This is a genomic window from Polymorphospora sp. A560 (assembly GCF_045781765.1).
Taxonomy (GTDB): domain Bacteria; phylum Actinomycetota; class Actinomycetes; order Mycobacteriales; family Micromonosporaceae; genus Polymorphospora; species Polymorphospora lycopeni.
The window spans coordinates 3,853,670-3,872,724 of sequence record NZ_CP122282.1 but is presented as its reverse complement, the minus strand read 5'-3'; the positions used below and the strand labels follow the sequence as shown (position 1 = coordinate 3,872,724).

Genomic DNA, 19,055 nt, shown 5'->3' with positions numbered 1-19,055 from the left:
TTGGACCGTACCGGGTGGGATCGGTACGGTTCGTCACGGGCTGAGCATGGCGAGCACCACACACCGCTCCCCCGACCGGTGCCGGGTGTGCAAGCATCGATCGGCGTTGCGCGAGCGCGCGTAGGCGGGTGGTTGGGGGAAGCCATACCCATTGATCAGGAGCAGCGTGAGCGGTTCGGCGACCGGCTCCGGAGCCTCCGGCGGAGCCTGGGCCTGACCCAGGAAGGGCTGGCCGAGGCGTCCGGCTCCAGCGTCCGCGGCATCCGGGAGATGGAGCGGGGGCGGGTACGCAGCCCGCAGCGGCGCACCGCCGTCCTGCTCGCCGACGCGCTACGACTCGCCGGGCCGGAACGCGGCCGGTTCCTCGACCTGGCCCGCGCCGAACGGCAGCCGCCGCCGCACCCGGCACCGGTCGACGCGGCCGCTCCCGCCCAGCCGGCGGTCGTACCCGGTGAGCTGCCCGCCGCCGTCCCCGACCTGGCCGGCCGGTCGGACGCCCTCGACCTGCTCTCGGCGCTGGCCGCCACGGACACCGGGGCCACCCGCGTCGTCGTCCTGCACGGTCCGCCGGGGATCGGCAAGACCAGCCTCGCCGTCGCGGCGGGGCACCGGCTCAGCCCCGCGTTCGGCGACGGGCAGCTCTTCGCCGACCTCCAGGACGCCGACCCGGCCGACACGCTCGCCGGGTTCCTGCGCTCCCTCGGGGTGCCGGACAGCCTCGTCCCGGCCTCCCCGGCCGAGCGGGGCGGGCTGTTCCGCACCCTGACCCGCGACCGCCGGCTGCTGGTCGTCCTCGACAACGCCGTGGACGAGGCCCGGGTACGCCCGCTGCTGCCGGCCGGGCGGCACTGCCTGGCCCTGGTCACCAGCCGCCGCCCGCTGACCGGGCTGGCCGGCGCGATCCGGCAGCCGCTCGACCTGCTGGACCCGGCCGCCGGCCGGCAACTGCTGGCCGCGATCGTCGGCGCCGACCGGGTCGCGGCCGAGTTGGCCGCCGCCGACCAGCTCGTCACGCTCTGCGGGCGGCTTCCGCTGGCCGTCCGGATCGCCGGCAACCGGCTCGCCAGCCGGCCGCAGTGGTCGGTACGGCGGCTCGTCGACCTGCTCCACGACCAGCGCCGGCGGCTGACCGTGCTGACCGCCGGGGACCTGGACGTCCGGGCCGCGTTCGAGGTCTCCTACCGGCAACTGGACCCGGCGGCGGCCGCGGTGTTCCGGCGCGCCTCGCTGGTTCCCGGCACCGACTTCGACGAAAGCCTCGTCGCCGCCGTCGCGGGCACCGACGAGGAGGCCGCGGCGCTCGCCGTGGAGGAACTGGTCGAGGCCGGGGTGCTGCTGCCCGCGGGCGACCGGTACCACTTCCACGACCTGGTCCGGCTCTACGCCGCCGAACGCCTCGACCACGAGGAGGACCCGGCCGACCGGGCCGCCGCGCACGACCGGATGGTCGGCTGGTTGCTGCGCCGCACCGAGCGGGCCGGCGTCGTGTTCGAGCCGGACGCCGACCGGGCGGACGCCCCCTTCGCCGACGACCGGACGGCGGCGTCCTGGTTGGACCGCGAATCCGGCAACTGGCTGGCGGCGCTGCGCGACGCGGCCCACGCCGGCCGGCACACCGACGTGGTCCGGGTGGCCCGCTCCTTGCACTGGTACTCCGACGCGAACAGCCACCGGCACCCCTGGGACGAGATCTTCTCGCTCGGGGCGGCCGCCGCCCGGGCCGCCGGCCACCCCCGCGACGAGGCCGCGCTGCTGAACTTCCTCGGCTGGGCACACTACTTCTGCCGGGACCGCAACGCCGAGGCCCAGACCGTCCTGGACCGCGCGCTGGAACTGGCCCGGCGGATCGGGGACCGCCGGGAGGAGGCGTGGGCCCTGACGTACTCGGCGGCGATCCTGGTCCGCACCGGCCGCGCGGCGGCGGCCCTCGACCCGTGCCGCCGGGCCGTGGGCCTGTTCCGTCAGGCCGGGTACGCCCTCGGCGAGCACTGCGCGGCGAGCGCCCACGGCGCGGCGCTGGCCGCGCTCGGCCGGTACGCCGAGGCAGCCGACCTGCACCGGGAGGTGCTCGCGTTCTACCGGCGGGACAACGGCCTCACCCGTACCGGTGCGCAGGTCACGCAGGGCGCGGCGATGATCTCCCTCGGCGGGGCCCTGGCCGGCCTCGGCCGCTGGCGGGAGGCCGCCGACGAGTTCGACCAGGCCCGGCGCAACTTCCAGCGGTGCGGCGCGACGTTCAGCGAGGCCCATGCCACCTACCGGTACGGGCTGGCGGCGCGGGAGCTGGGCGAGGTCGACGCCGCGACCTACGCGCTGCGGCAGGCGCTGGCGCTGTTCGCCGCGCTCTCCAGCCCGTGGTGGGAGGCGCAGACCCTGCACGTCCTCGCCGCCCTGGCCGACGACGACCGGCCGGCGGAGGCCCGGGCGCTACGCCAGCGGGCACTGGACCGCTGTGGCGAACTGGACGCCCCGCAGGTGCGTACGCTGCGGGCGGCGCTGCGGCGGGAACTGTCCGACCAGCCCGCCGGGTAGACTCCGCGGCCCTAGCCGTGCCAGGAGCGCCAGAGGGCCGCGTAGGCGCCTCCGGCTCGTACGAGTTCGTCGTGGCTGCCCGACTCCACCACCCGGCCGTCCTCCAGCACCACGATGCGGTCGGCGTCGTGCGCGGTGTGTAGCCGGTGGGCGATGGCGATCACGGTGCGCCCCTCCAGAACCGCCGCCAGGGACCGCTCGACGTGCCGCGCGGCCTTCGGGGCGAGCAGTGATGTCGCCTCGTCCAGGACCACCACCTGCGGGTCGGCCAGCGCCAACCGGGCCAGCGCCAACTGCTGGGCCTCCGCGGGTGACAGTGCCGCTCCGCCCGCGCCGACGGCGGCGTCCAGACCCCGCTCGGCGGCCCAGTCCCAGGCGTCCAGTGCCTTGAGGATCTTCTCCAACTCGTCGTCGGTGGCCGAGGGTTTCGCCATGACGAGGTTCTCGCGCAGTGTCCCGGCGAAGACGTAGTGCTCCTGGGTGACGAGCGCGACCCGGCGGCGCAGGTCGTCCAGCGGCAGGTCGGTCAGGGCCGCGTCGTCGATGGTGACCGTGCCGGACGTCGGCGGCTGGATGCCGGCGACGAGCCGGCCGAGGGTCGACTTGCCCGCGCCGGACGGGCCGACGACCGCGAGCCGCTCCCCCGGTTCGACCCGTAGGGTGACATCGCACAGGACGTCGTGGCCCTCGCGGTAGGCGAAGTTGACACCGTCCAGCCCGACCCGGCCACCGCCGCCGGCCGCGGGCACCGGAAGCGACGCGCGGGCGGGGGCGGCACCGTGCACGCCAAGGGTTCTCGCCAGCGACGCGCCGCCGATCTGCAGCTCGTTCAGCCAGTACAGCAGCACGTCGACCGGGACGATGACCTGCTGCACGTAGAGCGTGGCCGTGGTGACCGCGGCCAGGGTGACGTGCCCGTTGAGGTAGAACACGCCGCCGAGCACCAGGGTCGCGGCGACGGGCAGCACGTACCCGACGTCGCTGATCGGCAGGAACACCGAGCGCAGGTACAGCGTGTAGCGCTCCGCCCGGTAGGACTCGGCGATGTCGGCGTCGGCGCGGGCCGTGCGGCGGTGCGCGACGCGCAGGGCCTCGACCGTACGGGCGCCGTCCGCGGTCTCGGTCAGCCCGTCCGTGATGCGCGCGTACGAGGCGCTCTGCCGCAGGTAGCCGTCGCGGGCCCGGCGCAGGTACCAGCGGGTGGCTGCCCACAGCACCGGCACCGCGACCAGGCAGGGCAGGGCCAGCAGCGGGTCCACGAGGATCAGCGCGCCGACGGTCAGCACGATCGTCGTGCCGGCGAACAGCGTGTCGGGCACGGCCTGGCGCACCGCGCGGGAGAGCATGTCGACGTCGCGGGTGGTGCGGTTGACCAGATCGCCGGTGCCGGCCCGCTCGACGACGGCCAGCGGCAGCGCCAGGACGTTGTCGACGAACTCCTCGCGCAGTTCGGCCAGGACCGTCTCGCCGAGGCGGGCGGAGGCGTAGACGGCAGCGGCGAGCAGGATCACCTGCGCCACCACGAACACGAGGATGAGCACGACGGCGTGGGTGACCTCGGCGGTGCCCCGTGACACCTGTTCGATGAGGTTGCCGAGCAGCCGCGGCGCGACCAGGCCGGACGCGGCGGCGAGGGTGTGCAGTGCGAGGGCGCCGAGCAGGGGGCCGCGGTGCCGCACGGCGATGCGGCGAGCCTGGGACCGAACCTCCCGGGCCGATGCGACGGGCAGCGTGTGCGGGGTGTCGTCGGTGTTCACGCCTCGTCCTCCCGGGCGACGATGGGCCGGTACCGGGCATCGCCACGCAGCCCCGGGTACGTACCTTCGCCGACGACCCGGCCCTCGACGACGACGGCGACCCGGTCGGCGGCGTTGAGCATGATCGGGCTGGTCGTGAAGACCACGGTCGTACGCCCGGCCCGGGCCTGGCGCAGGCGCTGGGCGACGCGTGCCTCGGTGTGCGCGTCGACGGCGCTGGTCGGCTCGACGAGTACGAGCACGTCCGGGTCGGCCTGCAGCGCGCGGGCCAGGCGCAGTCGCTGCCGCTGCCCGCCGGAGAACTCCTGCCCGCCGCCCACGACCGTCTGGTCCAGACCGTCGGGCAGCATCTCGATGATGTCGCTCGACGACGAGGCCTCGATCACGGCGCGCAGCCCGTCGGATCGGTCGGCGGGGTCGAGTTCGTTACGCAGCGGGCCGTCGAAGAGCCGGTCCTCGTTGGTGGCGACCAGGATGCGGGCGCGGACCTGCTCCAGCGGCGCGTCGCGCAGCGGCACCCCGCCGAACGTGGCGGTCGTGCCGGTGTGCCGGCCGAGGCGGTCGGCGAGCAGCGCGGCGTCCGACGGGGTCGCGCATGCCACCGCCACGAACCGGCCGGGCTGCACCCTGAGCCCGGCGTCGGGATCGACGAGTTCCGCCGGGCCGTCCGGCAGCGGTGTCGTGCCCGAGGCGTGTTCGGGTTCGATGTTCAGCAGCCGGATCACCCTCGCGGCGGCGACGTTGCCCCTGGTGAACTGGTCGGCGCCGTCGGCGACGCGGCGCAGCGGGGTCGCCAGGAAGACCGCGTAGCCGTAGAAGGCGACCAGCTGCCCGACGCTGAGCCGGCCGTCGAGGACCGACCCCGCGCCCAGCCACACGACGGTGACGAGCAGCAGCCCTGGCAGGAAGGTCTTGGCGGCGTCCAGGGCGGCCTCGACGCCGGCGACCCGTACGCCGGCTCCGCGCACCCGCTGCGACATCTGTCGGTAGCGGTGGGAGAACTGGGCCTCGCCGCCGATGCCGCGCAGCACCCGCAGGCCGCTGCTGATGTCCACGGCGTGGGTGGTCAGCTCGGCCTGCTGGTCGCGCAGGTGCTGCTGGCGGCCGTGCAGCGGTCGCAGGAGCAGCCCGACCGCCCAGACCATGACGGGCACCCCGACCAGTACGACGACGCCGAGCTGCCAGGACGTGGCCAGCATGATGCCGGCCACCACGATGATGACCACGACGGCGCCGGCGAACCGGCCGGTCGTCTCCAGCGCGGCACCGAGCTGGGTGATGTCCGCGACGCCGACGCTCACGACCTCGCCGGTGGAGGCCTGCTTGCGCAGGGTGCCGCCGAGCCGGGCGGCCCGCGCGGTGACGAGTTGCAGTGTGCGGTACGCCGCACCGAGCGAAGCGGTCAGCCCGTACCGGTCCTGCATGAGACCTGTCAACGCCTGCACGACACCGAGACCGAGGATCGCGGCACCCCACCACAGCAGTGCCGGCTGGTCCCGGGCGATGATGCCGTCGTCGATGGCCACGCCGATCGCCGCCGGAATCAACGCCTGGGCGACGATGCAGGCGATGCCGGCGAGAGCGCCGAGCAGGATCGGTACGCGGAACTGGCCCGCGAGCCAGAACAGATAGCGCAGTGACGATCGACAGTCCGGTGTGACAGCTGAGGATTCCGGGAAGTTTCGCACGCACTCTCGCATCCGGGAGACGGCGGACGCCAACAGGAAATGAACTTAACTATTCAATCATGGAAGTGGCAGAGGGCCACCGTCGCATCGTCGTACGCCTTGTCGTCGGGGTCGGCGGGTGGTGCGGCGCGTTCCGCCGCCCGGGTCGCGGCCACCAGCGCGGCGGGCCCGTCGCGCCTCAGCACGGCGAGCAGGTCGTCCCACGTCCAGCCGAAGCGCTCCACCAGCCGGGCCGCCCCGTCGGTGAGCACGGCGGCGCAGTCCAGCTCCGCGACAGGCACCGAGCCGGTCAGCGCCTCGGCGGCGGCGTCCGGCCGCGCCCCGACGACCCAGAAGCCGCCCGGCACATTGCGTCTGTCGTGCAGCCGCGACCAGGGCAGGTGGTAGAAGCGGCGGATCCGATCGTCGGAGACCACCGTGACCCTTCCTCGCCGGTCGCGCAGCAGCAGCACGGCGTCGCCGAGGACAAGGTGCTCGATCCGGTCGCCCCGCAGCCGCAGCATCGCCACGGTCGCCGACGGGCTGCGCGGGTCATCGAGGTCGCAGGTGTCGGCATGGGCTGCGCGGACCGTCCCGACAGCGTCGCGCAGGAGCACCGGCAGCGGCACCCCGTCCGGGTCCGTGCCGAGGAGCCGGCCCAGTTCGCCCGCGATCGAGCGGGCGAACCAACGGACCCCGTGGCGGCAGCCGGAACCGAAGCCGGGCTCGGCGGTCGCGCCGTCGAGCGCCACGGCGAACGTGTCGCCGGTCACGACGGCGTCCTCGTTGTCACCGCCGGGCGCGGCCCGGCTGAGTGCCGTCACCTCCACGTCTCATCCGCCTCGTAGGCCAGCCACTGGCCGACGGTGCGGATGCCGTCGGCAAGGCCGATGCCGGGTCCGTCCCGCCTGACCGGTCCCCGGCCCGCGGTGTGGGGACCGTCGCCATCCAGGACCGGCACCGGCTTGATCGTCCGCGAGACCAGCACGGCCAGCTCCGCCGGGTCCACCGGCGGGCCCGCGTCGGGCGGGTCGGCCGGAGCGCAGTCGAGCGCCCTGGCGACCGCGGAGGCGATGTCCCACACGTGCGAGTACGACGTCGCCCGACAGGTGCGATCCACGACGATCGGCTGGGCGACGAGCGACCGGGCCACATAGTCGTCGAGCGGCCGGCAGCGTACACCCGGACCGTACGGGACACCGGTCCGCACGGTCACGGTGCCGCGCCGCGGGCCCGCGCCCACCACCCGGACCGCGCCGTCGGTCACCTCCACCGTCACGTCGTGGCCCCGGTCGACCAGCTCGCCCTCCAGGGTCCGTCGAAGCGACGGCGCCGCCGGCGGCGGGCACGGCACGTCGACCACCCGACGGTGGCCGCCGGGACGGCGGTTCCCGGGCGGGCGGGCGGCCACCGGGCCGTGCAGCCCGGCGACGATTCCGGCCAGCGCGAGCTCACCGAGCGGTTCCCGCAGCGTCAGCAGCTCGTGGGCGTCGACGCTCGTGCACAGGCCGCCCGGGCCGATCGACCGCGCGGCCCGCACCGCCAGCGGGTCCGATGTCAGCGCCGCCACGTCCTGGCCGGGGCGGCGGCTCACCGCACCCGTCGCGTACGCGGTGCGCCACACCTCGAAGAGCACGTCGTCGTCGAACCGCTCGCGCAGCGCGGCGGACCGGTCCAAAGTGGCCTCGAAGGCCTTGACACAGTCGTCCACATCGACGCGCAGCCGGCTACTCCAGCGCTGCGGACCGATCGTCGACCAGCGGCCCGCCGGCTCACGCACGGCGCAGAGCGCGAGGCCGAACTTGTAGAAGGGCAACGCCTCCGGCTCCGCCGCGCCGGCGAGCGACCAGTCCGTGCCGGGCGGCGGCTCCCCGTAGCACGCGGAGAGCCGCAGCCCGTGGGCGTCGTTCTCCGCCACGCTGGGGAAGTCGCCGTGCTCGACGAGGTTCGGCACGGTCACGTACGTGCGGACCCCCCGCGCGGCGAGGTAGCGGGCCATCACCACGTCACCGGCCCAGGTGCCGGCGTGTTGCCGGGCGAACGCCGGGAACCCGGCCCCGACGGCCGCCGGCAGCATCAGCGCGACCGTCGGGGTGTACTCCTGTGCCGCGCGCACCCACCGGGCACCGGCCAGCGCACCGAGCCGAACCGCCGCGCCGGTGCGCGAGCACCAGTTGGCGTGGAACACCACGGCCGCGTCCGGTGCCCCCGCCGCGGCCCGGGCCGCGTGCTCGGCGAAGCCCGGCACCAGGATCGCGTCGTCCTCCAGTACGACATGGTGCGTCGAGTCGGAGGGGATCGACGACCATGCCCTCATCGCCGTACGCAGCCCGGTCCGCGGCCCGTCCGGCCACGGGTCCAGCACGAGCTCCAGCAGCCCCGGCGGGGCGGCGGCCAGCAGCTCCCGGCCGGGCCCGAGCCGGCGCGGATGTGCCATCACCGCGCCGGTGAGCCGAACCGGCCCGCTCACCGCGACGCCACCAGGGTGCCCGACTCCCCCGGCCGGTCGATGACCTCGATCAGCTCGCGCAGCTCCTCGACGCCGAGCCAGGCGGTGTTCAGGTCCGAGCGGTAGCGGAAGCCCTCCTCGACCTGCCGGCATCCCTCCGGGACGGGGTAGCCGGCGCGCCGGATGGTCGGCATGACGACATACCGGTCGGCGGTCTGGAACGTGCGCTGGCTGTCCTCCGCGGCGATCAGCTCCTCGTGCACCTTCTCCCCCGGGCGGATGCCGACCTCGTACGTGGGGCAGCCCGACGCGATCGCCTCGGCCAGATCCGAGATCCGGATGCTCGGGATCTTCGGCACGTACAGCTCACCGCCCCGCATCACGTCGAAGGTCTCCACGACGAACCGGACCGCCTGGTCCAGGGTGATGAGGAAGCGGGTCATCCGCTTGTCGGTGATGGGCAGGCTCGCGCCGGTACGCGCCAGCCGCCGGAACAGCGGGATGACCGAACCGCGGCTGCCCATGACGTTGCCGTAGCGCACCACGGAGAACCCCGTCGGACCGCCGTCGCTGGAGGTGAAGAGCTTGTCCGCGACCATCTTCGTGGCGCCGTACAGGTTGATCGGGCTGGATGCCTTGTCGGTGGAGAGCGCCACGACCTGCCGCACACCGGTGGCCGTGGCGGCGTCGATGACGTTCTGCGAACCGACGACGTTGGTCTTCACGAACTCGCCGGCGTGCCCCTCGGCCGTGTCGACCTGCTTCAGCGCGGCCGCGTGCACCACGAAGTCCACGCCGCGCATGCATCCGGTGAGCCGATCGCGGTCGCGGACGTCGCCTATCACCAGGCGCAGCCGCGTCTCGGCGGGAAAGAGCTGGCGCATCTCGTACTGCTTGAGCTCGTCACGGGAGTAGACGAGGACCAACTCGGGGTCCAGGTACGCCAACGCGTGCCGGATGAACGCCTTGCCGAACGACCCGGTGGCGCCGGTGACGAGGATGGTGGAGTTACGAAGGATGCTCATCGACATCATTCCTTTTCGGGCCGACCCGTCAGGTGCGCAGTTCACGGATCAGGACGAAGGGCTCGGCGTAGGCCCAGCCGACGCCGCTGCCCCAGCTCTCCGCGTTCGCCCTGATCGCACGTGACGACCGCGGGTGCGGCCACGGCCGGGTCTCGGTCTGGTAGCAGGAGAAGGCGGACACCTTGTCCTCGATGGTGGCGGTGACATCGACGAAGACGTTCGGCGCGAACGACGCCTCGAACGGTGGCGTCCACTCGATGCCGGACGTGGTGGCGTAGCTGAGCACCCGCCGTACCGAACTTCCGGCATAGGGACGCGTCGCCACCATGACCGAGCGGAAGACCGTGCGGTGGTCCAGGTTGACGTCCGGATGGACGGTGTAGACCGTGTCGGGGCCGAACTCGTCGACCGCCTCCTCCACGACCCGGTTCACCTCGACGTGCCCGACGGTGTCCAGGCGCATGTCGGGCAGCGTGCGCTGCATGCAGTGCGTCACCCCGAGGGTCTTCGCCGCCGCCTCGGCCTCGCGGAACTTCTGCTGGGCGATCTGCTCGTCACCCGGATACTGCGTCGAACTGCCCTCGGAGACCCACAGCACCGCGACCTCCGCGCTCTCGTGCAGCGCGTGTTTCGCGATGGTCCCGCCCATGCCGAGGATCTCGTCGTCGGGATGGGCCGCGACCACGAGGATGCGCCGCTGTGCCATTACCTGCCTCCTGCCATGTCGGTCGGGTGTTTGCGCACGATGAAGTCGCCGACGGCCAGCACGTCCAGGCCGGTGGCGAAGAACGTCCGCAGCGCGTCCTCCGTCGTGGACACGATCGGCTCACCGCGGACGTTGAACGAGGTGTTGAGCACCACCGGCACACCGGTGCGCTCACCGAACCGCTCGATGAGCCGGTGGTAGCGGGGGTTCGCCGACTCGTGCACGATCTGCACCCGGGAGCTGCCGTCGACGTGCACGATCGCCGGAGCGTCGCGGCGCAGCGCTCCGCTCGCCGGGAACGCCATCGTCATGTACCGCGAGTCGGTGTGGTGCTCGAAGTAGCGCCCGGCCGCCGAAGCGATCATCGACGGACCGAACGGGCGCCACAACTCCCGCTGCTTGACCGCGGCGTTGACCCGGTCGCGGACCTCGACGCTGCGCGGGTCGGCGAGGATGCTGCGCTGCCCGAGGGCCCGCGGTCCCGCTTCCAACCGCCCCTGGCACCAGGCCACGAGCCGGCCCGCGGCCAGGTCGGCGGCGACCGTCTCGCAGACGTCCTCGCTGCGGGTGTACGCGACGCCGGCGTTGCGCAGGACCCGCTCGATCTCCTCGTTGCCCTGCTCCGGGCCCCACGCGAGGGATGCGAGCGGCGGTGGCAGCGCCCCGGTCTCCCGGTGGCAGGTGACCAGCGCGGCACCCACCGCCTGGCCGTTGTCGGCGCAGAGCGGGTGGGCGAAGACGTCGGTGACCTCGGGCAGCGCGAAGATCCGCGAGTTCATCTTCACGTTCAGGCCGACCCCACCGCCGACACAGACATCGGAGACGCCGGTCCGCGCGATTCCCCAGCGAATCAACCGGCACGCCGCCTCCTCCAGCGCCTGCTGCACCGCGAAGGCGAGATCCATGTGCCAGCGGGTCACCGGGTCGCGGGGCAGGCGCGGCGCCGCGCCGAGCAGCTTGACGAGCTTGTCGGTGAACCGCCGCGAGTAGCGGTGCTCCCCGTAGTGGATGTAGGACGGGTCGAGCCGGTACTCGACCCCGTCGGAGGCCGGCAGCAGCACCTGGCCGACGAGGTCCGCCAGGATCGGGTCCGGCCCGCCGTGCGCGGCGAGGCCCATCACCTTGTACTCGCCGTCGTAGGCGTCGAACCCGAGATACTCGGTGAACGCGGCGTAGAACCAACCGAGGGAGTGCGGCATGCACACCTCGCGCAGGGGCGTGAGCACCTCGCCCCGCTTCAGCCACAGGACGGTGGTGTGCTGGTCGCCGGAGCCGTCCAGGGTCAGCACGACGGCCGACTCGAACGGCGACTCCATCGCCGACTGGAACGCGTGGGTGTAGTGGTGCGGCGCGAAGCGGATCGGCGGGAACGTGATGTCGCCGAACTGACGCCGCCAGTGGTAGTGGTGCTTCGCGGTCTGCCCGGCGATGTCGAACTCACGCAGACAGCCGCGCTGCCAGTCCAGGGTGGCCTGGTCCAGCGGCCATTCCCGCGCCATCGCGTCGAAGAACCGCCGCATCCGGCCATCGGTGTAGGCGGCCAGGTCGTAGCCGATGGTGACCGATGCGACCTCGTCGAGTCGCACCCCGGCCGTCTCCAGGCAGTAACGCAGCGCCCGGTCCGGGTAGCGCCCCGGCGCGTGCTTCACCCGCAGGAAACGTTCCTCCTCGGCGTAGGCGACGACACGACCGTCGACGACCGCGGCCACCGCTGGGTCGAACTCGGCGGTGGATATTCCGAGAAACACCTGGTCAGACATGTTCGACACTCCTGATCCGCGGGGTGGACCGCACGGCCTGCGCGACGCCGTCGGCGTGGGCCTGGATGCGGCGGACGACCGCGCAGATCCGGTCCACGACGTCGTCGGTCATCCCGCTGTACAGCGGCACCGCGACGACCGCCGCGGCGCGGGCCTCGGTGTTGGGCAGCGGCCCGGACGCCACCTGGCGGTAGGCGGTCTGGCGGTGCACGGGCGGGTCGAAGTAGTTGCGGGTCGGGACGTTCTCCGCGCGCAGCGCGACGACGAGGGTGTCCCGGTCGAGGCCGAACCGCGCCGGGTCGATCGTGAGGGAAAGATCCTTGTGGGTGCTCGTCGCGCCGGGCGGCACCCGCGGAAACTCGATCCCGGGTACGTCGGCGAGCGCCGCGCGGTACCGGTCGACGAGCGCCAACCGGCGAGCCAGCAGGTCCGGGAAGCCCGGCAGCTGGTGCAGGGCGAGCGCCGCGGACAGCTCCGGCATCCGGGCGTTGAGGCCGACGAAGAGGCTGTCGAAGGTGCCCGGGTTGCCGTACTCCCTGGCGGTGCGCAACTCCCGGGCGAGGTCCTCGTTCGCGGTGGTGATGATGCCGCCCTCGCCGGCGGTGAACGGCTTGGTCGGGCTGAGACTGAACACCTCGGCGAGTCCCTTGCCGCCGACCCGCGTACCGTCGGGGTAGACCGCGCCGAACGCCGGGGCCGCGTCGAGCAGCAGCGGCACCCCGCGCGCCGCGGCGACCTCGGCCAGGGCGTCGGCGTCGCACGGGGTGCCGAAGACGTGCACCCCCAGGATCGCCACGGTGCGGTCGTCGACCGCGGCGGACGCGGCCGACGCCGACAGACCGAACCCGCCGGATTCGATGTCGGCGAAGACCGGCCGCAGGCCGTTCCAGCGCGCGGCGTGTGCGCTGGCCATGAACGTGAAGCTGGGCATGACGACCGCGCCGCCCGGGCTCAGGCCGCGCATGAGGAGCATCAGCCCGCTCGTGCAGCTGGACACCGCCACGGCGTGCGCGACACCGAGGAACCGCGCCAACTCGACTTCCAGTGCGGCGAGGTGACCGCCTTTGGTCAGGGTGCCGCCGGCGACGATGTCGCCGAAGACAGCCAGGAGGTCACCGTGCTCGCGCAGCAGTGGCGGCCGCGCCAACGGCGGCGTCTCGGTGAGCAGCGGCCGGCCGCCGAGCAGGACCGGCTCTTTTACCGACATCGGGTGCCCCTCTCAGCTCGGCTGCTGCGGGAACAGCGACGCGAGCCGCTCCTCCAGCACCCGGATCGCGTCCATGTCGGGCGCCACGGCGCAGTACCAGACCGATCCCGCGTCCGGGTCGTAGGCGCTGCAGAACAGTGCGCCGGTGCGGGTCGCCGGGTCGTAGGCCAGACCGGCGGCCTCGACCGCGTCCACCGCCTCCCGAAACGACGGGGCCCGCCAGCCGACCCGCTCGAACAGGACCCGGTCGCGGGCGAAGTCCGGCCCCACGACCCGGCGACCGAGGACCTCGTGCAGGTGCGTGGAGCCGGTGATCCGGCCGTTGTACTCGGTGAAGTAGACCGCGCCGCCGGGTGTCACGATCGCGTCGGCGGAGAGCCAGCCCCGGTAGCCCATGGCGCGTAGCGGCTCGCAGAGCCGCCGGGCGTGCTCGGTGACCGCGGCCATGCGGTCGGCCGGCTGGTCCGGTGCCGGAATGGCCTGCGCGTTGGCGATCGGCACGTAGAACATCTCGCCGTCGGTGCCGAACTGGATCCCGCCATCGGTGATGAGCAGCTCGGAGAAGACCGCCCGGCTTCCCGGGAAGTACTCCTCGACGACGAGGCGGTGCCGGCCCCCGCTGGTGTACCTGTCCCACTCGGCGGCGATGAACTTCGCGACCGCCGGGCGGTCCGGCATGATCGACACGCGGGGAGCGCCCAGGGGCTGGACGCCCTCGCCGCGGCTGAGGATGTGGTTGCCGACGCCGCCGGAGTAGAACTCGTGCTTGATGATCACCGCGCGGTCCTCGGCGAGCAGATCCCAGATCTCCTGTTCCGCGGCCGCCGGGTTGGCGCAGACGGCGCCCTGCGGGATGGGTACCCCGGCGCCCGCGGCGACGGCCCGGAAGACCGCCTTGCTGTTGACCAGCGCGCCGCCGCCCTGGCTCACGAACGCCTGGCCGGGCAGCAGGTCCGCCGCGCCGATCCGGCGGGCGAGGGCGACGACGGGCGCGGCGGGCCAGGTGGCGAGGACCTGCTCGACCGTACGGCCGGCGAGGGCCGCGTCGAGGTCGGCCAGGAACGACGGGTCGGCGAGGCGGTCCGCGGTCAACCGGGCCGCCCCGTCGGCGCCGGGCGGTGGCACCAGCAGCCGCAGCGAACTCCGGTCGACGCCGAGCACACCGGTGACGTAGTCGACGTAGTCGTCTTCCGGCAGCGCCGGCAGCACCAGTACGTCGCCCTCGCGGGCGAACCAGACCAGCCGCTGCGCCCACCAGGCCGCGCCGGCCTTCTCGAACTCACCGACCAGGTCGATGTCGGTGCTGTTGCCGATGAGCAGTCTCACCGCGTCACATCCTCACTTGTCCGGTTGGTGCGGAAGATCGCGGACGCGCCGGCGCCGTCGTGGTGCGCGGGCAGCCGGCTCAGGAACCGGGCCAGGCGGGCGACGCCCTCCTCGATGCGGTCCGCGGTCAGGTAGCTGCAGGACAGCCGCAGCCGGTTGCGACCGCCGCCGTCGGGGTGGAAGCCCGCCATCGGGGTCCACAGCACGCCGTAGTGCTGCGCGCAGTGCGACAGCAGCGTGAGGTCCGCCGGGACCGGAAGGTCCATCAGGACGAAGAACCCCCCGTCGGGCCGGTTCCACCGCACGGTCGGCGGTGCGACCGGCGCGACGTGGCGGTCCAGCGCGTCGAGCAGCCCGCGCAGGCCGCGCCGGTACGTGGCGGCCCGCGCCCGGCCGAGCGCCGCCAGCGACCCGCCGTGGCGCAGCAGCATGCCACCGACGACGGCCTGGCAGACCGGCGCCGTGTTGATCGTGGTCATGCCCTTGAGCGCGGCCAGCTCGACGGCGAGCAGCCGGTCCCCGCCGGCACCGCGCACCGTCTGGTCGGCCACGACGAAGCCGACGCGCGCGCCGGGCAGGCAGACCTTGGCGAACGAGCCGACCATGACGACCCGGCCGGTCTCGTCGAGTTCCTTGAGGCCGGGCAGTGTGTCGCCGAGCGGCGCGGTGAACCCGTAGACGTTGTCCTCGATGATCAGCAGGTTCTCCCGCTCGGCCAGCGCGAGCAGGCGCCGTCGGTCGGGCAGGCCCATTCGGGTCCCGCCCGGGTTGGCGTAGTCGGGCGCGACGTAGACCGCCCGGACGCGGCGGTTCCGGCCACGCGCCTCGGCGCAGAGCGCGGCCAGCCGGTCGAGGTCCGGGCCGCCGGGGGACTCGGCGAACGGAGCGACGGCGATGTCGAGCAGCCGGGCGGCCCCGGTGATCCCGGGGAAGCACGGGCTGCTCACGGCGAGCACGTCGGCGCCGTCGCGAAACAGCGCCCGCAGGACCAGCAGCAGCGCCTCCTGGGCGCCGACCGTCACGACGATCGCCTCGGACGGCACGTCGGGTCCGCCGTCGGCGCGCAGGGCCGCCGCGACGAGGTCGTTGATCAGTCCGGCGCTCGGCCCGTACTCGAACAGCAGCCGGCGCGCCCGCTCCGGGCCGATGCCACGGGTCCGTTGCACGTGCGCCAGGTAGCTGTCGACGTACCCGGCCAGGTCGGCGCCGGCCAGGTGCGTCAGGTCGGGGGCGCCCGGCGCGAACGAGATCGCCTCGGGATAGCGGGCCATCACCTCGTTGAGGAAGCCGATCGAGCTCAGCGCGGGATCGCGCAGCGACGGGTGCAGCAGCTCCTCGTCGAGGTGGACCCGCACCGCGGCGCCGGTCATGCCGACGCTCCGGCCCTGGCGACGACGTCGGGGCTGTGCAGTCGGCAGGCCTGCACGTAGGCGAACTCGGCCAGGTAGGCGCGTAACGCGTCGGTCGGTTCCTCGGCGAGGTTGAGCATCCGACGGTTGGCGAGGACCGCCGCGGAGTCCAGTTCGGCGGCCGCGCGTCGCGCCGCGTCACCCACCTCGTCCGGCGGCACGACGTCGTCGCAGAGGAGCCCGGCGTCGGCGTCGCGGGCGTGGACCCGCCGGCCGCCGAGGATGATCCGGCGGGCCAGCCGGGCCCCGGTCAGCCTGGCGAGGCGCAGGTTCGCCGCGCCCGGGACGATGCCCTCCTTCGCCGCCGGCAGGCTGAACCAGGCGTCCGCGCCGGCGACGACCCGGTCGGCGACGAGCAGCAACTGCATGCCGCCGCCGATCGCGAACGTGTCGACCGCCGCGACCCACGGCTTCTGCGCGTCGGTGCCGTCGTCGAGTCGCAGTCCGTGCACGAGCTTGCTGACGTAGCCGAGCTCCCGGCCCAGCAGGAAGCCGGTGAAGGAGATCCGCCCCGCGACGAGGTCACGCAGGTTGATCCCGGCGCTGAACACCCGGCGACCCGCGTAGCGGGGGTGGGTCATGATGCCACCGCGCAGCAGCAGCACCCGTACGTCGTCGTGGAGCAGGGCCAGGTCCACCGCGGTCTCCATCGCGGCGACCTGCGCGTCGTCCTCCGCGTTGAGGCAGTGCAGGTTCTGCATGGTCAGCCGGGCCACGCCCGCGTCGCAGTGCAGAGCGACCGGGCCGAGGTTCAGGCCGCCCTCGGAGCGCAGCCGGGGCAGCAGCTCGACGGCCCGGGCCGTCGGGCGGCGCATCGACTCCAGCAGGTGCGCGCCGGCCGAGGGCGAGCGCAGCAGTCCCCGGAAGAACAGTCCCTGATCGATCTCGCGGCCCTCCTTGTCCCGCTGCGGGAGTGCGCGTTCGGCAGCCAGCTGCGTGCCGGTCGGTACCAGGCCCGGGAAGGCCTCGGCGGCGGCCGCGGCGAGCTCGGCCACGCCCCGGTGGACGCGCAGTCCGTCGGTCAGCGCGGCGTGCACGGCCTCGGCGTGCCGGCCGACGAACCGGTCGCGGGCCGTACGGCAGGCGGCGTGGATGCGGTCGGCGAGGTGCTGCGCCGCGCCGTCGCGGTCGTACCTGGCGGGCAGCGCGGCGAGCAGTTCCTCGCCGCGCCCGGTGTAGGCGGACAGCGTGGCCGCGTCGGCTTCCAGCGGGCCCCCGACGGTAGGCACGTCGGTCTGCCAGCGCTCCACACGGGCCCGCGGATCCGTCCTCATCGGCCCGATCCGCCGTCTGTCTCGTGGCCGGTCCCGTGCTCTGCGGCTTCCCGGTCGGGGTCCGCCGGACGGTCGGGGTCGGCGCGGTCGGCGGTGCCACGGATTCGCCCGGTGGCGTCGCCGCGCGGGTGTGCGCGGCGCAGTTCCCGATCGCAGGCGGCCAGGTGCGACCCGAGCGCGTCCTCGAACGGCGTGGAGGCGGCCTCCAGCAGCAGCTGCCGTCGGACCCGCAGGTCAGCGCCGGCGGCTCGCCCGAGCAGCACCACGGCGGCCTGGATGGCGTCGGCCGCGTCGTCGGTGATCTCGTCGACGAGGCCGATGTCCAGGGCGCGCCGGGCGGACAGCTCGTCACCCCACAGCACGATCTGGCGGGCCCGGGCCACGCCGATCTGGTGCACCAGCCGGTGCGTTGCCATGCCGGGCCAGAAGTGGCCGTCGTTGACCGGCAGCAGCAGTTGCAGGTTGATGGTGGCGATGCGGTAGTCGGCGGCGAGCAGCACGTCCAGAGCCGGCCCGCCACAGGTACCGCCGGCCACGGCGATCGTCACGACCCCGAGCCTTTCCAGCCGCCGTACGGCGCGTTCCCACCGGTTGACGTCCTGGACGCCGACGTCGCCGGGCCAGCTGCGCTCGACGGGCGGGATCGTGCCGAGCCGCAGCACGATGACCGAGGGGGAACGCCGCTCCTCCGCCTGGACGCACGCCGACTGGAGCAGCCCGGTGAGCTCGCGCAGCGACTGCCGGTCATCGACCTCCAGGTAGATGCCCTGGTCGCCGACCAGGTCGAGCATGTGTCGTGCCATCGCCATCTCCTCACCAGCGCACGAGCGCGAGCTCGATGGTCGAACCCGGTCCCATGGTCATCAGCACGCCGTAGTCGCCGGGCACGACCGTGTCCTCGGCGAGCAGCCGCTCGTACGAGAACAGGAAGGACCCGCTGGACAGGTTTCCGTGGTCACGCAGGACGCCGATCGTGTGCCGCACGTCGTGCCGGCTCAGCCCGAGGTTGACGCGTACCGAGTCGACGACCTTCCGGCCCCCGGAGTGCACGATCCAGTGGGCGACCTGCGAGCGCCGCAGGCCCGCCGCACCGAGCAGCCGGTCGATGGACTCCTCGGCGTTGGCGCCGACGACGTAGGGCACCTGTGGGTCCAGGTAGAAGCTGAACCGGCCGGCGTCGTCGTCCCAGTCGTAGCGCATCGCGCCGACCGCGTCCGGGATGATGTGGCTGGCGAACCGCAGCAGCCGCGGCCCGGGGCGGACGCCAACCGGTTCGCGGCTGCCGTCCGGTTCGCCGCCGTCCGGTTCGCCGCCGGCGACGAGGGTGACGGCCGCGGCGCCGTCGCCGAAGAGGCTGTTGACCACGGACGTACGCATCGTGCCGTCAAAGACGTACGCCGCCGAGCACGCCTCGATACAGACCATGACGGCGAGGTCGCCCGGGTGGGTGCTGGCCCAGCCGGCGGCCGCGTTGAGCGCGTTGAGCCCCGCGTTGCAGCCCATGCCGACGACGTCGAGACGCGAGCAGTCGACGTCGAGGCCGAGCTCCTTGATGAGCAGCGCGCTGAAGCCCGGGGTGAGGAATCCGGTCGAGGATACGCAGCACAGGTAGCGCACGTCGCGAAGGCTCACCCCGGCCCGACGGAGGCACACCCGGACGGCCTCGGCGCCGGTGCGTAGGCCGTTCGTCAGGTGCTTGCGCAACAGTTCGCCCTGCGTCTCCGGGCGGTGCGCGCCGTCGGGACCGACGGGTGGCAGGACGAGGTTGCGTCGCTCGATGCCGCCGTTGAGAAACACCGACCGCACCCGCGGGTCGGTGATCCGGAATGCCTCCAGCAGCTCTGCCTGGGTGTAGGAGTCCGGAGGCACCGCCGTGCCCACCGCCGTGATACGTGGCAGGGCCGGCGCCGGTGTGACGCTCATGCTCGCCGCCGCAGTACATT

At 73.5% G+C, this 19,055-nt stretch carries 14 protein-coding genes; 1 reads left to right on the top strand and 13 read right to left on the bottom strand.

Features of this window, described 5'->3' with window-relative positions; all coding sequences use genetic code 11:
• Positions 1-132: 132 nt before the first annotated feature.
• Positions 133-2,532 (top strand): ATP-binding protein, encoded by a 2,400-nt coding sequence (locus QCD66_RS17405; RefSeq protein ID WP_407567204.1) that lies wholly within the window; start codon positions 133-135, stop codon positions 2,530-2,532.
• Positions 2,533-2,543: 11 nt separating this feature from the next.
• Here the strand turns inward: QCD66_RS17405 and QCD66_RS17400 are convergent, their stop codons facing one another.
• The 13 genes from QCD66_RS17400 to dpgA are packed head-to-tail and all read right to left on the bottom strand — an operon-like array spanning position 2,544 to position 19,035.
• The gene (locus tag QCD66_RS17400; RefSeq protein WP_364217284.1) at positions 2,544-4,289 is read right to left on the bottom strand and encodes an ABC transporter ATP-binding protein; all 1,746 of its coding nucleotides are present in this window, start codon (positions 4,287-4,289) and stop codon (positions 2,544-2,546) included.
• Positions 4,286-5,977, bottom strand: a complete 1,692-nt coding sequence (locus tag QCD66_RS17395) for an ABC transporter transmembrane domain-containing protein (RefSeq protein WP_375734532.1) — start codon at positions 5,975-5,977, stop codon at positions 4,286-4,288. Before QCD66_RS17395 ends, QCD66_RS17400 begins: the two co-directional genes overlap by 4 nt.
• A 53-nt stretch (positions 5,978-6,030) precedes the next feature.
• Entirely contained in the window at positions 6,031-6,786 is a 756-nt protein-coding gene (locus QCD66_RS17390; protein WP_407567203.1) for a protein phosphatase 2C domain-containing protein, read from the bottom strand.
• A complete protein-coding gene (locus tag QCD66_RS17385) occupies positions 6,777-8,426 on the bottom strand; it encodes a hypothetical protein (protein ID WP_375734530.1) in 1,650 nt (549 codons plus the stop codon). The genes QCD66_RS17390 and QCD66_RS17385 overlap by 10 nt, the downstream gene beginning before the upstream one ends.
• A complete protein-coding gene (gene pseB, locus QCD66_RS17380) occupies positions 8,423-9,424 on the bottom strand; it encodes a UDP-N-acetylglucosamine 4,6-dehydratase (inverting) (protein WP_375734536.1) in 1,002 nt (333 codons plus the stop codon). The genes QCD66_RS17385 and pseB overlap by 4 nt, the downstream gene beginning before the upstream one ends.
• Before the next feature lie 34 nt (positions 9,425-9,458).
• Positions 9,459-10,136, bottom strand: coding sequence for a PIG-L deacetylase family protein (locus QCD66_RS17375; RefSeq protein ID WP_375734529.1), 678 nt, complete (start codon positions 10,134-10,136; stop codon positions 9,459-9,461).
• Positions 10,136-11,896 carry a carbamoyltransferase gene (locus QCD66_RS17370; RefSeq protein WP_375734528.1) on the bottom strand — a complete coding sequence of 587 codons (1,761 nt, stop codon included), beginning with the start codon at positions 11,894-11,896 and terminating at the stop codon, positions 10,136-10,138. The genes QCD66_RS17375 and QCD66_RS17370 overlap by 1 nt, the downstream gene beginning before the upstream one ends.
• The gene (locus tag QCD66_RS17365) at positions 11,889-13,103 is read right to left on the bottom strand and encodes a DegT/DnrJ/EryC1/StrS family aminotransferase (protein WP_364217272.1); all 1,215 of its coding nucleotides are present in this window, start codon (positions 13,101-13,103) and stop codon (positions 11,889-11,891) included. The genes QCD66_RS17370 and QCD66_RS17365 overlap by 8 nt, the downstream gene beginning before the upstream one ends.
• A gap of 12 nt (positions 13,104-13,115) precedes the next feature.
• Positions 13,116-14,429: a peptide ligase PGM1-related protein gene (locus tag QCD66_RS17360; protein ID WP_375734527.1), complete on the bottom strand. Its 1,314-nt coding sequence runs from the start codon at positions 14,427-14,429 to the stop codon at positions 13,116-13,118.
• Positions 14,426-15,799, bottom strand: a complete 1,374-nt coding sequence (locus tag QCD66_RS17355; RefSeq protein WP_364217268.1) for a PLP-dependent aminotransferase family protein — start codon at positions 15,797-15,799, stop codon at positions 14,426-14,428. The genes QCD66_RS17360 and QCD66_RS17355 overlap by 4 nt, the downstream gene beginning before the upstream one ends.
• Positions 15,796-17,112 carry a (3,5-dihydroxyphenyl)acetyl-CoA 1,2-dioxygenase DpgC gene (gene dpgC / locus QCD66_RS17350; RefSeq protein ID WP_375734526.1) on the bottom strand — a complete coding sequence of 439 codons (1,317 nt, stop codon included), beginning with the start codon at positions 17,110-17,112 and terminating at the stop codon, positions 15,796-15,798. The genes QCD66_RS17355 and dpgC overlap by 4 nt, the downstream gene beginning before the upstream one ends.
• A complete protein-coding gene (dpgB, locus tag QCD66_RS17345; RefSeq protein WP_364217264.1) occupies positions 17,109-17,915 on the bottom strand; it encodes an enoyl-CoA-hydratase DpgB in 807 nt (268 codons plus the stop codon). The genes dpgC and dpgB overlap by 4 nt, the downstream gene beginning before the upstream one ends.
• 10 nt (positions 17,916-17,925) lie before the next feature.
• Positions 17,926-19,035 (bottom strand): 3,5-dihydroxyphenylacetyl-CoA synthase DpgA, encoded by a 1,110-nt coding sequence (gene dpgA, locus QCD66_RS17340; protein WP_364217262.1) that lies wholly within the window; start codon positions 19,033-19,035, stop codon positions 17,926-17,928.
• Positions 19,036-19,055: the final 20 nt, after the last annotated feature.

Coding starts and splice junctions, on each gene's coding strand:
- QCD66_RS17355 (WP_364217268.1), bottom strand. CDS start 15,799: ATGACCGGCGCCGCGGTGCGGGTCCACCTCGACGAGGAGCTGCTGCAC.
- QCD66_RS17370 (WP_375734528.1), bottom strand. CDS start 11,896: ATGTCTGACCAGGTGTTTCTCGGAATATCCACCGCCGAGTTCGACCCA.
- dpgA (WP_364217262.1), bottom strand. CDS start 19,035: ATGAGCGTCACACCGGCGCCGGCCCTGCCACGTATCACGGCGGTGGGC.
- dpgC (WP_375734526.1), bottom strand. CDS start 17,112: ATGAGGACGGATCCGCGGGCCCGTGTGGAGCGCTGGCAGACCGACGTG.
- QCD66_RS17365 (WP_364217272.1), bottom strand. CDS start 13,103: ATGTCGGTAAAAGAGCCGGTCCTGCTCGGCGGCCGGCCGCTGCTCACC.
- QCD66_RS17375 (WP_375734529.1), bottom strand. CDS start 10,136: ATGGCACAGCGGCGCATCCTCGTGGTCGCGGCCCATCCCGACGACGAG.
- dpgB (WP_364217264.1), bottom strand. CDS start 17,915: ATGGCACGACACATGCTCGACCTGGTCGGCGACCAGGGCATCTACCTG.